Origin of the sequence: Chryseoglobus sp. 28M-23 (assembly GCF_014789785.1) — a bacterium.
Classification (GTDB): Bacteria; Actinomycetota; Actinomycetes; order Actinomycetales; family Microbacteriaceae; genus Microcella; species Microcella indica.
The window spans coordinates 921,298-933,317 of sequence record NZ_CP061846.1 but is presented as its reverse complement, the minus strand read 5'-3'; the positions used below and the strand labels follow the sequence as shown (position 1 = coordinate 933,317).

13 protein-coding genes are annotated in these 12,020 nt (G+C 70.1%); 7 read left to right on the top strand and 6 right to left on the bottom strand.

What is annotated here, in order from left to right; all coding sequences use genetic code 11:
* Positions 1-2: 2 nt before the first annotated feature.
* Entirely contained in the window at positions 3-1,439 is a 1,437-nt protein-coding gene (locus IE160_RS04605; protein ID WP_179873537.1) for an aminobutyraldehyde dehydrogenase, read from the bottom strand.
* A 123-nt stretch (positions 1,440-1,562) separates the two neighbouring features.
* On the opposite strand from IE160_RS04605, the gene IE160_RS04600 reads away from it, so the two are divergent.
* The 5 genes from IE160_RS04600 to IE160_RS04580 all read left to right on the top strand — a co-directional run bounded on the left by IE160_RS04600 (position 1,563) and on the right by IE160_RS04580 (position 6,642).
* Positions 1,563-2,030, top strand: a complete 468-nt coding sequence (locus IE160_RS04600; protein WP_152583427.1) for an Lrp/AsnC family transcriptional regulator — start codon at positions 1,563-1,565, stop codon at positions 2,028-2,030.
* Positions 2,031-2,167: 137 nt separating this feature from the next.
* Positions 2,168-3,496, top strand: a complete 1,329-nt coding sequence (locus tag IE160_RS04595) for an aspartate aminotransferase family protein (protein ID WP_235923812.1) — start codon at positions 2,168-2,170, stop codon at positions 3,494-3,496.
* Positions 3,493-4,857 (top strand): NAD(P)/FAD-dependent oxidoreductase, encoded by a 1,365-nt coding sequence (locus tag IE160_RS04590; RefSeq protein ID WP_179873535.1) that lies wholly within the window; start codon positions 3,493-3,495, stop codon positions 4,855-4,857. The genes IE160_RS04595 and IE160_RS04590 overlap by 4 nt, the downstream gene beginning before the upstream one ends.
* Positions 4,858-4,983: 126 nt before the next feature.
* Positions 4,984-5,529 (top strand): TspO/MBR family protein, encoded by a 546-nt coding sequence (locus IE160_RS04585; RefSeq protein WP_179873534.1) that lies wholly within the window; start codon positions 4,984-4,986, stop codon positions 5,527-5,529.
* 27 nt (positions 5,530-5,556) lie between these two features.
* Entirely contained in the window at positions 5,557-6,642 is a 1,086-nt protein-coding gene (locus IE160_RS04580; protein ID WP_191151776.1) for a hypothetical protein, read from the top strand.
* Positions 6,643-6,658: 16 nt separating this feature from the next.
* On the opposite strand, the gene IE160_RS04575 is transcribed toward IE160_RS04580, so the two are convergent.
* Positions 6,659-7,651, bottom strand: coding sequence for an aldo/keto reductase (locus IE160_RS04575; RefSeq protein WP_191151775.1), 993 nt, complete (start codon positions 7,649-7,651; stop codon positions 6,659-6,661).
* Between the two features lie 118 nt (positions 7,652-7,769).
* On the opposite strand from IE160_RS04575, the gene IE160_RS04570 reads away from it, so the two are divergent.
* Both IE160_RS04570 and IE160_RS04565 read left to right on the top strand, forming a co-directional pair.
* Complete coding sequence (locus IE160_RS04570) at positions 7,770-8,327, top strand: methylated-DNA--[protein]-cysteine S-methyltransferase (RefSeq protein WP_191151774.1); 558 nt, start codon at positions 7,770-7,772, stop codon at positions 8,325-8,327.
* On the top strand, positions 8,324-8,926 hold the full coding sequence (locus IE160_RS04565) for a DNA-3-methyladenine glycosylase I (RefSeq protein ID WP_191151773.1): 603 nt from the start codon (positions 8,324-8,326) through the stop codon (positions 8,924-8,926). Before IE160_RS04570 ends, IE160_RS04565 begins: the two co-directional genes overlap by 4 nt.
* A 54-nt stretch (positions 8,927-8,980) precedes the next feature.
* On the opposite strand, the gene IE160_RS04560 is transcribed toward IE160_RS04565, so the two are convergent.
* The 4 genes from IE160_RS04560 to atpD are packed head-to-tail and all read right to left on the bottom strand — an operon-like array spanning position 8,981 to position 11,986.
* On the bottom strand, positions 8,981-9,742 hold the full coding sequence (locus tag IE160_RS04560) for a YaaA family protein (RefSeq protein ID WP_224744576.1): 762 nt from the start codon (positions 9,740-9,742) through the stop codon (positions 8,981-8,983).
* Positions 9,739-10,248, bottom strand: coding sequence for a P-loop nucleotide/nucleoside kinase family protein (locus IE160_RS04555; RefSeq protein ID WP_168212548.1), 510 nt, complete (start codon positions 10,246-10,248; stop codon positions 9,739-9,741). Before IE160_RS04555 ends, IE160_RS04560 begins: the two co-directional genes overlap by 4 nt.
* An 11-nt stretch (positions 10,249-10,259) precedes the next feature.
* Positions 10,260-10,520, bottom strand: coding sequence for a F0F1 ATP synthase subunit epsilon (locus IE160_RS04550; protein WP_152583436.1), 261 nt, complete (start codon positions 10,518-10,520; stop codon positions 10,260-10,262).
* 2 nt (positions 10,521-10,522) lie between these two features.
* Positions 10,523-11,986, bottom strand: coding sequence for a F0F1 ATP synthase subunit beta (gene atpD, locus IE160_RS04545; RefSeq protein WP_152583437.1), 1,464 nt, complete (start codon positions 11,984-11,986; stop codon positions 10,523-10,525).
* Between the last annotated feature and the right edge of the window lie 34 nt (positions 11,987-12,020).

The following is a 12,020-nucleotide window of genomic DNA, read 5'->3' as shown; positions in this document are numbered from 1 at the left end:
GTCTATTCCCCGAGGAAGCTCATGACGTGCTTGAGCCGCGTGTAGTCCTCGAAGCCGTACTGCGAGAGGTCCTTGCCGTATCCGGAGTGCTTGAAACCGCCGTGCGGCATGTCGGAGACGAAGGGGATGTGAGTGTTGATCCACACGCAGCCGAAGTCGAGGTCGCGCGACAGCCGAAGGGCGCGCGCGTGGTCGCTCGTCCACACGGAGGCGGCGAGCGCATAGCGCACGCCGTTGGCAAGCGCGAGGGCCTCGGCCTCGTCCCGGAAGGTCTGCACGGTGAGCACGGGGCCGAAGATCTCCTCCTGCACCGCTTCGTCCTCCTGCCGCATGCCGGTGACGATCGTCGCCTCGTAGAAGTAGCCCTTCTCGCCCTGCCGACGGCCGCCCGTGACGATGTCGGCGTGGCGGGGCAGACGGTCGACGACGCCGGCGACCTGGGCGAGCTGGTTCGCGTTGTTGAGGGGGCCGTAGAGGATGCCTTCCTCGTGGGGCGCGCCGGTGCGGGCGTGCGACCGCGCGCGGGCGGCGAGGGCTTCGACGACGGCGTCGTGCACGGACTCGTGCACGATCACGCGCGTCGCCGCGGTGCAGTCCTGGCCAGCGTTGAAGTAGCCGGCGAGCACGAGGCCCTCCGCGACCGCCTCGGGGTCCGCGTCGGGGAAGACGATCGCGGGCGCCTTGCCGCCGAGCTCGAGGTGCACGCGCTTGAGGTTCTGCGCAGCGGACTGGGCAACGGCCATGCCGGCGCGCACCGATCCCGTGATCGCAACCATCTGAGGCGTCGGATGCTCGACGAGAGCCGCACCCGTGCCGCGGTCGCCCACGACGACGTTGAGCACACCTGCCGGCAGGAACTCGGCCGCGACCTCGGCGAGCAGGAGCGTCGACTGGGGTGTCGTGTCGGAGGGCTTGAGCACGACCGTGTTGCCCGCCGCGATCGCCGGGGCGATCTTCCACACCGCCATGTTGAGCGGGTAGTTCCACGGCGTGACCTGCCCGACGACGCCGATCGGCTCGCGGCGCACCCACGAGGTGTGGCCCGCGAGGTACTCCCCGGCCGAACGGCCCTCGAGGTCGCGCGCGGCACCGGCGAAGAAGCGCAGCTGGTCGACCGACTGGTCGATCTCGTCGGCGACGAGGCTCGCACGAGGCTTGCCGGTGTCGTGGGACTCGAGGTCGGCGAACTCGTCAGCCCGCCTCTCGACAGCATCGGCGAGGCGGAAGAGCGCGAGCTGACGCTCCCCCGGCGTCGTGCGACCCCACGCGGCGAACGCCCGCTCGGCGGCGGCGTAGGCTGCGTCGATCTCGCCGGGCGTGCTCACCGGGGAGTGGGCGTACACCTCCTCCGTCGCCGGGTCCACGAGCTCGGTGTGGGCCTCCGCCGTGCTCCCGACGTACTGGCCATCGATGAAGTTCTGCAGGATGCGCGTGCTCATGTGTCCACTGTATCGCGGCTCGCGCGGAGTATCCCGGTCGATTTCGACGGATTTCGTCGCTGAGAATCCGCTTTTCCTGCGGATCCGCTTGTGATCGGCCTTCGAGACTGCCAGAATCGAGGCATGGTCGCCCGCCCGAAGCCCGTTCAGCTCGATGATGTCTCCAAGGCGATCATCGAGCAGCTGCAGACCGACGGTCGACGCTCCTACGCCGAGATCGGCAAGGCGGTCGGGCTGAGCGAAGCAGCCGTGCGCCAGCGCGTGCAGAAGCTCACCGAGTCGGGCGTCATGCAGGTCGTCGCGGTGACTGACCCGATGCAGCTGGGTTTCTACCGGCAGGCGATGATCGGCATCCGCGTCTCCGGCGACACGACCGCGGTCGCCGACGAGCTCGCCTCGCTCAGCGCCGTCGACTACCTCGTGCTGACCGCGGGCAGCTTCGACATTCTCGCCGAGGTCGTGTGCGAGAACGACGATGACCTCATCGACCTGCTGAACCGGCGCATCCGCGCCATCGACGGCGTCCACTCCACCGAGACGTTCGTCTATCTACGACTGCAGAAGCAGTTCTACAACTGGGGAACACGATGACACTCTTGAAGAAGAAGCAGAAGAAGCAGAAGGCCGACGCCACCGTGCACCACACCGACGCCGCGCCGCCCGCCCTGAGCGGCGCCGAGGCGCGTGCCGAGGCCGAGCTGCAGCGCAAGGCGAAGGACCACCTGTGGATGCACTTCGCCCGCCAGTCGGGCATGGCCGCCGGGGAGGGCGTGCCCATCATCGTGCGCGGTGAGGGGCACCACATCTACGACTCGCACGGCCGCAAGTACATCGACGGGCTCTCGGGTCTCTTCGTCGTGCAGGTCGGGCACGGCCGGGAGCGCCTCGCCGAGGCGGCGCGCAAGCAGGCCGAGGAGCTCGCGTTCTTCCCGCTGTGGTCCTACGCCCACCCGAAGGCCATCGAGCTCGCCGACCGGCTCGCGGACTACGCCCCCGGCGACCTCAACCGCGTGTTCTTCACGACCGGCGGCGGCGAAGCCGTCGAGTCGGCGTGGAAGCTCGCCAAGCAGTACTGGAAGCTCGTCGGCAAGCCGATGAAGCACAAGGTCATCTCGCGCGCCGTCGCGTACCACGGCACCCCGCAGGGCGCCCTCGCGATCACCGGCATCCCGGGCATGAAGGAGATGTTCGAGCCGCTCACTCCCGGCGGGTTCCGCGTGCCCAACACGAACTACTACCGCGCCGAGGAGATGGGCTTCCACGGCTCGCTCGAGGAGTTCGGGCAGTGGGCCGCCAACCGCATCGAGGAGATGATCCTCTTCGAGGGCCCCGACACGGTCGCCGCGGTGTTTCTCGAGCCCGTGCAGAACTCGGGCGGCTGCTTCCCGCCGCCCCCCGGTTACTTCCAGCGCGTGCGCGAGATCTGCGACCAGTACGACGTGCTCCTCGTGAGCGACGAGGTCATCTGCGCCTACGGCCGCCTGGGCGAGATGTTCGCGTGCACCGCGTTCGACTACGTGCCCGACATCATCACCTCCGCCAAGGGGCTCACGAGCGGGTACTCCCCCCTCGGCGCGATGATCGTGCGCGAGAAGCTCTACGAGCCCTTCACCCACGGTCAGACGGCGTTCTACCACGGATACACCTTCGCCGGGCATCCCGTCTCGGCCGCCGTCGCCCTCGAGAACCTCGACATCATGGAGGAGGAGGGCATTCTCGAGCACGTGCGCGAGAACTCGCCGAAGTTCCGTGCGGCGCTCGAGCGACTGAAGGATCTCCCCATCGTCGGCGACGTGCGCGGCGAGGGCTACTTCTTCGGCATCGAGCTCGTCAAGAACAAGGAGACCAAGGAGACCTTCTCGGAGGACGAGGCGGAGCGCCTGCTGCGCGGCTTCCTCTCCAAGGCCCTCTTCGAGGCCGGGCTCTACTGCCGGGCCGACGATCGCGGCGACCCCGTCATCCAGCTCGCTCCCCCGCTCACGATCGGGCCTGCCGAGTTCGACGAGATCGAGGGCATCCTGCGCAGCGTGCTCACCGAGGCCTCGAACCGACTGTGACCGGGTCGGACCATCGCGGCCTGAGCTTCTGGCATGCGACGGTCGACGATGATCTGACCCCGCGCCCTCCCCTGGAGGGCGACACCGAGGTCGATGTGGCGATCATCGGCGCGGGGCTCACGGGGCTGTGGACAGCCTACGAGCTGCAGCGACGCGACCCTGGTCTGCGCATCGCGCTGCTCGAGAAGGAGATCGCGGGGTTCGGCGCCTCCGGCCGCAACGGCGGCTGGGTCTCGGCGCTCTTCCCGCGGTCGACTGCGTCCCTCGCCGCGCAGCACGGCCGTGAGGCGGCGCTCGCCATGCGACGGGCGATGATCGCGACGGTCGACGAGGTTGGCGCGGTCGTCGAGCGGGAGGGCATCGACTGCGACTACGCCCGCGGCGGCACGGTCGTCTACGCGCGTTCGGACGCGCAGTGGGCGGATGCTCGTTCCCAGGTCGCCGAGGCGCGCGAGTTCGACATCGATGCCCTCGAGCTGTGGAGCGCCGAGCGCGTTCGCGCAGCAGGCGCGCACGGCGCGGTGTACGACCCGGCGTGCGCGCGCGTGCACCCCGCGGCGCTCACGCGCGCCCTCGCGCGCATCATTGAGTCGCGCGGTGCCGTCATCCACGAGCAGACGGAGGTCACGACGTGGTCGCCTGGTCGGGTCGAGACCACGCGCGGTGCCGTGCGCGCCCGCCACGTGATCGCCGCGCTCGAGGGCTACGGCGCCCGGCTGGCACCCCTGCGCCGGCGGGTGCTGCCCCTGTACTCGCTCATGATCGCGACGCAGCCGCTGAGTGAGGAGGTCTGGCAGCAGCTCGGCATCGAGCACGGTCAGACGTTCTCGGATGGGCGGCACCTCGTCATCTACGGTCAGCGCACCGCCGACAACCGCATCGCGTTCGGCGGGCGGGGCGCCCGCTACCACTGGGGCAGCGCGATCCGGCCTCAGTACGACCGCGTCGACGGGGTCTTCGCACACCTGGCGGCGACGCTGCGCGAGCTCTTCCCCGTGCTGCCCGAGCTCTCCATCGAGCACGCGTGGGGCGGCCCGCTCGGCGTGCCCCGCGATTGGCACGCGAGCGTGCACTACGACTCGAGCACGGGGCTCGGGCGGGCCGGAGGGTACGTCGGCGACGGCCTCGCCACGACCAACCTCGCGGGGCGCACGCTCGCGGACCTCGTGACGGGGGCCGACTCCGAGCTCACACGCCTGCCGTGGGTCGGCCACCGCTCGCCGCGGTGGGAGCCCGAGCCGCTGCGCTTCCTCGGCGCGAACGCCGGCCTGCTCGCGATGACGGCGGCGGATGCCGAGGAGCGCGCCACCGGCCGCTCGTCCGTCGTGGCACGGGTCATGGCGCCGCTCATCGGGCACTGAGCGCGGTCGCGTCGCGAGCACGGCGCGAGCACGCCATTTGCGCAGGATGTTCGGAGCCTTCGCGCCTACTCTCGACCTGGTCCAGGAGCATCGTCGTCCAGAAGGATCGGGGGCCGGGAGGTGAGCATGATCCGAGCACGGACGCAGGAGTCCGCTATCGCGGCGTCCGGCGACCACTCCGCTGTTCGGTCCGCCTTCGCGCTCACCGGATTCCTCGCGGCCTCCTTCCTCGTCGCCGTCATCGGCGGCGCTCTCTCGGCGCCCGCGATCTCCGGGTGGTACGACGATCTGGCCAAGCCGATGTGGACACCGCCCGACGCCCTGTTCGGGCCCGTCTGGACCGTGCTCTATTCGAGCATGGCCGTCGCAACCTGGCTGGTCTGGCGCCACCCTGCGTCGACCGCTCGTCGCCGCGCGCTCGTCGCGTACGTCGTGCAGCTCGTGCTCAACGGTCTCTGGACCCCGGTCTTCTTCGGGCTCGGCTCGCTCGTCGGCGCCAGTGGTCTGTGGATCGCGCTCGGCATCATCGTCGCGCTCGACTTCGCGATCCTCGCCACGATCATCCGCTTCGCCGACATCAGCAAGCCCGCCGCCGCCCTGCTGATCCCCTACTGGTTCTGGACCCTCTTCGCGACGACACTGAACGCCGCGATCGCCGTGCTCGCGGCCTGAGGGCGGTCGCGACAGTAGCGTGAAGGCATGAGCCATTTCTCGACCGAGCCGAGGCACGCGCGGCGCGATCGGGGCGCGCGGGTGGGCCGCGGCGCCCTTCAGGCGGTCGCGGCCGTCTGCATCGTCGGCCAGGGGCTCGTCCTCGCGGGCGCCGGCTGGGCGGCGGCGAATCCGCGCCAGGTGGATGACCAGCTCACGGTCTGGAGCTACGAGCCCGAGCCCACCATCGTGCGGTACGCCGACCAGGCAGGACTGAGCGAGCAAGGGCGGTTCCTCTTCTACGCGAGCGTGCCCGAGGTCCTGCCTCCTGAGCGCTTCGACCTGTTCTGCTCCTTCGAGGAGACGGGCCTGGGGGTGCTCGGCTGCTACACGCTCGCCGACGGCCGCATCTTCCTCTACGACGTCACGAACGACGACCTCGACGGCTACGAGGTCGTCGTCGCGGCGCACGAGATGCTGCACGCCGCCTGGGACCGCCTGAGCGCCGAGGAGCAGGATGCCCTCGCCGTGCTCCTCGAAGCGGACTTCGCCGCCCTCGGGCCCGAGCACGAGCTCGTCGAGCGCATCGCGGAGTACGAGGCGCTCGACCCCACGTCGCGCATCCCCGAGCTCTACGCGATCCTCGGCACCGAGATACCGACCCTCGCGGCCGAGCTCGAGCAGCACTATGCCCGCTACTTCGACGATCGCTCTCTCACGACCGACCTCTACGCGCGGGTCGCCGCCGTGTTCGACAGCCTCGAGGAGAGGCTGCAGCAGCTCAGCGACGAGCTCGACGCGCGCTTCGCCGCGCTCGAGGCCGATCAGGCGGAGTACGCCGACGCGGCGGCGGCGCTCGAGGCCGACATCACGGCGTTCAACGAGCGGGCCTCGCGACCCGGCGGCTACACGAGCCAGTCGGCGTTCGAGGCCGACCGCCAGGCCCTCCTCGACCGCCAGGCAGCGCTCGAGATCGAGCGGGAGAGCCTCAACGCGGCCGTCGACGACTACAACGCGCTGCTGGAGGAGCTCGAGGAGCTCAACGCCGAGGCCGCCGAGCTCAACCGGGCGATCAACGTCGACGCCGAGCCGCTGCCGCCCTCGCAGGGCTCCGACGACGACCTCGCCGACTGAGAGGCGCGCTCCCGGGCTACGAGGAGGGCGCCGAGTGGTCGACCCCGGGCGGGAAGAGCTCGTCGATCTCGGCGAGGTCCTCGGCCGTCGGGGTCCAGGCCTGAGCGGCTGCGGCGTTCTGCGCGACCTGCTCGACGGTCGTCGCGCCGGCGATGACACTCGCGAGAGCCGGGCGGCTCAGCAGCCAGCCGATCGTCGCCTCGAGCATCCCGATGCCGCGCGCAGCGCAGAAGACCTCGAAAGCCTCGATGCGGTCCCACGGCGCGTGCTCCACGAGGTGCGGGCGCTGCCGCATGATGCGTGTGTCGGCGGGCCCGCCCTCGCGGGAGAACTTGCCCGTGAAGAGGCCGTTGTAGAGCGGGAAGTACGGCAGGAAGCCGACGCCGAGCTCCGCGGCGGCGGGAAGCAGCTCGCGGTCGGCGCCCCGTCGCAGCAGGCTGTACTCGTTCTGGGCCGAGATGAAGCGCGGGTGGCCGTGCAGCTCGGCGAGCAGGTCGGCGCGTGCCAGCTGCCAGCCCGCGAAGTTGGAGTGGCCGATGTAGCGCACCTTGCCCGCGTCGATGAGCTCGTGCAGCGCCGCGAGGGTCTCCTCGAGCGGCGTGAGCGGGTCGGGGGTGTGGAACTGGTACAGGTCGATCGTGTCCGTCTGCAGGCGTCGAAGGCTGCCCTCGACGGCGAGGCGGACGTAGCGGCGCGCGCCCTTGGCACCCCAGTGCGGGATCGGGCTCTCGTAGTCGGCGTGCCCGAACTTGCTCGCGAGCACGACCTCGTCGCGGCGGCCCTGCAGCGCCCGACCCATCATGGTCTCGCTGCGTCCGTACTCGTACCCGTAGATGTCGGCACCGTCGAGCAGCGTGATGCCGTGGTCGAGCGCGGCGTGCAGAACACGCTCGGTGCCGTCCTGGGTCTCGGTCGCGGTGCCCGGTCGGCCGAAGTTGTTGCAGCCGAGGCCGACGGCGGAGACGCGCAGTCCGCTGCGCCCCAGGGTACGATACGTCATGGTCGTCATGCCCCCATCCTCGCGCACGAGCCTCCGCGCTCCCTCCTCAGCCGAGCGCGCATCGGCAGCGATCCCCGTGTCTGTTTTCCGCCGGTCTCGGGATGCTCGGGGCCGTAGTCTGCTCGGTATGACCCAGCTCGACACCGCGCCCGCCCGCCTCTCCCCCGCTGAACCCTCCGTCGCAGAGCCTCCCGCCGCGAGCGCCGTCGCCCGCCTCACGACGGCCTCACCGCTCGGGCGCATCGTCGTCGAGGGCGACGGCTCGGCGATCACGCGCCTCGAGATCGAGCGCGCGGGTGCGCTCTCCACCGACGGCCTGCCCGATGCGCCCGACGACCTCACTCGCCGCGCGGTCGACCAGCTCGGCGAGTACTTCTCGGGGTCGCGGCACGACATCGACGTGCCCGTGCGGCTGACCGGCACGCGGTTCCAGCGCGCCATCTGGGAGGGCCTGCGCGCCATCCCTTTCGGTGCAACCCGCAGCTACGGCGAGCTCGGTCGTGACACCGGGCGCGCCACAGCCGGGCGGGCGGTGGGCGGCGCCGTGGGCGCCAACCCCGTGCCGCTCATCGTGCCGTGCCACCGCGTCCTCGCGAGCGATCAGCGCATCACCGGCTACAGCGCCGGAGATGGCGTGCCGACCAAGGTGTGGCTGCTCGACCACGAGGGCATCGCGCACCGATGAGCCCGGCACCCGATGTGCGCATCGCCGACGACGGGCTCGCGCGGTGCGGCTGGGTGGGCGACGATGCCGAGTACCGCCGGTACCACGACGAGGAGTGGGGCGTGGCCCTGCACGGCGACCGCGCACTCTTCGAGAAGCTCTCCCTCGAGGCCTTCCAGTCGGGGCTCTCGTGGATCACGATCCTGCGACGCAGAGAGGGCTTCCGGCACGCCTTCGCGGGCTTCGACCCCGAGACGGTCGCCGGCTTCGGCGAGGACGACGTGGAGCGCCTGCTCGCCGACGAGTCGATCGTCCGCAATCGGGCGAAGATCGAGGCCACGATCGCCAACGCGCGGCTGCTCGTGACCCGCATCGCCCTCCACCCGGGCGGGCTCGACGAGCTCGTCTGGCAGCACGCCCCCGCGCCGCGCTCGACGCGCCCGGCCCAGCTCGCCGATCTGCCCGCGACCACCCCCGAGTCGGTCGCCCTCGCGCGGGCTCTCAAGGCCGTCGGCTGGCGCTTCGTGGGCTCGACCACGGCCTACGCGCTCATGCAGTCGGCCGGTCTCGTCGACGACCACATCGTCGGCTGCTGGCGCGCCGCGGCACCGCGCCCCTGATGTGCAGGCTCTGCCCTGCGGGCACTGCTGCGAGATCTGCTGCCCTGCAGGCTCTCAGGCTCGCGGCACCACGAGGTCGAGCTCGCCTGGAGCGCCCGGCCGCAGAATCCACCCGAGGTCGGCGGAGCGTGCAACGAGGCCGTCGAGGGTCGTGGGCATCGAGCCGGACTCGAGGAGCGCGCGCAGATAGCGTCCCTTGGCCGACTTGTTCGCGTGAGAGAGGGCGCGCGTGACGCCATCGTCGCCGGCAGCGACCACGCGCACGAAGCGGGCGTCATCGCGCTCGGGAATCGGCCCGAGAGCCGAGTAGGCCTCCGAGCGCAGGTCGAGAACGGGGCCGTGGCGCCGAGCGAGGATTCGCGCAATGGGGTCCGCCCAGTGGCGCGCCAGCCTGACGTCGGGCAACCGGGAATCGTGCGAGAGGCGGTATGCCGGAATCGGGTCGTCCGCACGCAGCAGCCCGAACAGCGCGGACTGGATCACGACGTGCTCGGCAGCGCGACGGCGAGCGTCCTCGCTCCACGCCTCCACCGCGAGGGCGTCGTAGAGCACGCCGGTGTACCGCTCCAGCGCCGGCAAGGTGGCCGAACTGCGCACCTGCCGGTTGCGCTCGAGCTCGATCGAGGCCGCTCGGGCGCTGATCCGCAGGGCCCGGGTACCCGTCTCGTCGTCGGCGGACACCGCCGCGAGCTGGTCGAGCATCGACGCGCGCAGCTCGGTCAGCACCGGATAGCCCAATCGCGAGAGGGCGAGGCGCGAGCGCGGCACTCCCCCGTCCCGCTTGGTCTCCGACGGCGGCAGGAGGAGCAGGGTCACGAGCGCAGGAAGGCGATCGCTTCGGTCACGAGCGCATCGAGTTCGGAGACGGTGTCGAGCGTGAGGCGCGGGCACGCATCGGCCGCACCCGACCAGGACGCGTACTCGTCCAATCGCTGCTCGACGGCGTGCCAGGTGGGTTCGGCGAGGTGCTCGAGATCGCGTCTGCGCTCGTCGAGCCGACGCCGATGCAGCGCAGTGTCGCTGCACACGGTCTCGATGAACCGCACCTCGACGCCCACACGCTCCGCGAGGAGGACCCACTGGTCACGGGCGGGCGACACGGCGTTGACGGCGTCGACGATGATGCCCTGGCCCGCGCGCAACACCGACTCGGCGATCGTCTCCGCGACCAGGTACGCGGCGAGTCCCGTGGGCTGGTCGCTCTCGATACCCGAGCGCAGGATCGCGGATTCGAGCGGATCCACCGAGACCACGGGAGTGCGCAGCTGCACCCCGAGCGCTTCCGCGACAGTGCTCTTGCCGGAGCCGGGCAGCCCGGCCATGGCGATGAGCACTAGAGCAGTTCGGCGGCGCCCGCGACGATTGTCACGGTGTTGTTCTCGACCGAGAGGAACCCGTCTTCGGCGCGCGCCGTGACGACGGCGCCCTCCGTCGGCGTGATGCGCACCTCTCCGGCGCCGAGGATGCCCAGCAAGGGCTCGTGACCGGGCAGGATGCCGATCTCACCCTCCGTGGTGCGCGCGACGATCTGCTTCGCGACGCCCGACCACACCTCTCGGTCGGCGGCGACGACGCTCACCGTGAGCTCGGCCACGACTAGTCGTTCTCCTTCTGGATCTGAGCCCAGCGCTCCTCGACGTCGCTGATGGTTCCGACGTTGAAGAAGGCCTGCTCGGCCACGTGGTCGTACTCGCCCTTGGCGATCGCGTCGAAGGACTCGATCGTGTCCTTGAGCGGCACCGTGGAGCCTTCGACGCCCGTGAACTTCTTCGCCATGTAGGTGTTCTGCGAGAGGAACTGCTGGATGCGGCGAGCACGCGACACCGTGATCTTGTCCTCCTCGCTGAGCTCGTCGACACCGAGAATGGCGATGATCTCCTGCAGCTCCTTGTTCTTCTGGAGGATCTGCTTGACGGTCGTCGCGACGCGGTAGTGGTCCTCGCCGATGTAGAGAGGGTCGAGGATACGGCTCGTCGAGGTGAGCGGGTCGACCGCGGGGTAGAGACCCTTCGAGGCGATCTCGCGGCTCAGCTCCGTCGTTGCGTCGAGGTGCGCGAAGGTCGTCGCGGGTGCCGGGTCGGTGTAGTCGTCGGCGGGCACGTAGATCGCCTGCAGCGAGGTGATCGAGTGGCCTCGCGTCGAGGTGATGCGCTCCTGGAGGATGCCCATCTCGTCCGCGAGGTTCGGCTGGTAGCCCACCGCGGAGGGCATGCGGCCGAGAAGCGTCGACACCTCGGAGCCCGCCTGCGTGAACCGGAAGATGTTGTCGATGAACAGGAGGACGTCCTGCTTCTGCACGTCACGGAAGTACTCGGCCATCGTGAGGGCCGAGAGGGCGACGCGGAGACGCGTGCCCGGCGGCTCGTCCATCTGGCCGAAGACGAGGGCGGTCTTGTCGAAGACGCCCGCCTCCTCCATCTCCATGATGAGGTCGTTGCCCTCACGGGTGCGCTCGCCGACACCGGCGAACACCGAGACACCGCCGTGATCGGAGGCGACGCGCTGGATCATCTCCTGGATGAGCACGGTCTTGCCGACACCGGCACCGCCGAAGAGGCCGATCTTGCCGCCGAGAACGTAGGGCGTGAGAAGGTCGATGACCTTGATACCGGTCTCGAAGAGCTGCGTCTTCGACTCGAGCTGGTCGAAGGCCGGGGGCTTGCGGTGGATCGGCCAGCGCTCCGTGATCTCGATCTTCTGACCGGGCTCGGCATTGAGCACCTCGCCGATGACGTTGAAGACCTTGCCCTTGGTCACGTCGCCCACGGGCACCGAGATCGGCTCACCCGTGTCGCGCACCTCCTGGCCGCGGACGAGACCGTCGGTCGGCTTGAGCGCGATGGCGCGGATGAGGTCGTCACCGAGGTGCTGCGCGACCTCGAGGGTCAGCGTCGTGGTCTCCTCGCCGATCGTGATGTCGGTCTTGAGTGCGTGGTAGATGCCCGGGATCGCGTCGTGGGGAAACTCGATGTCGACGACGGGGCCCGTGACGCGGGCGACGCGGCCGACGCCGTGCACGGTGGTGTCCCCGGCGGGCTTCTTCTTGGTTGCGGTAGCCATGAGCTCTCTTTCTCTAAGAAGCGTTCTGTGTCTG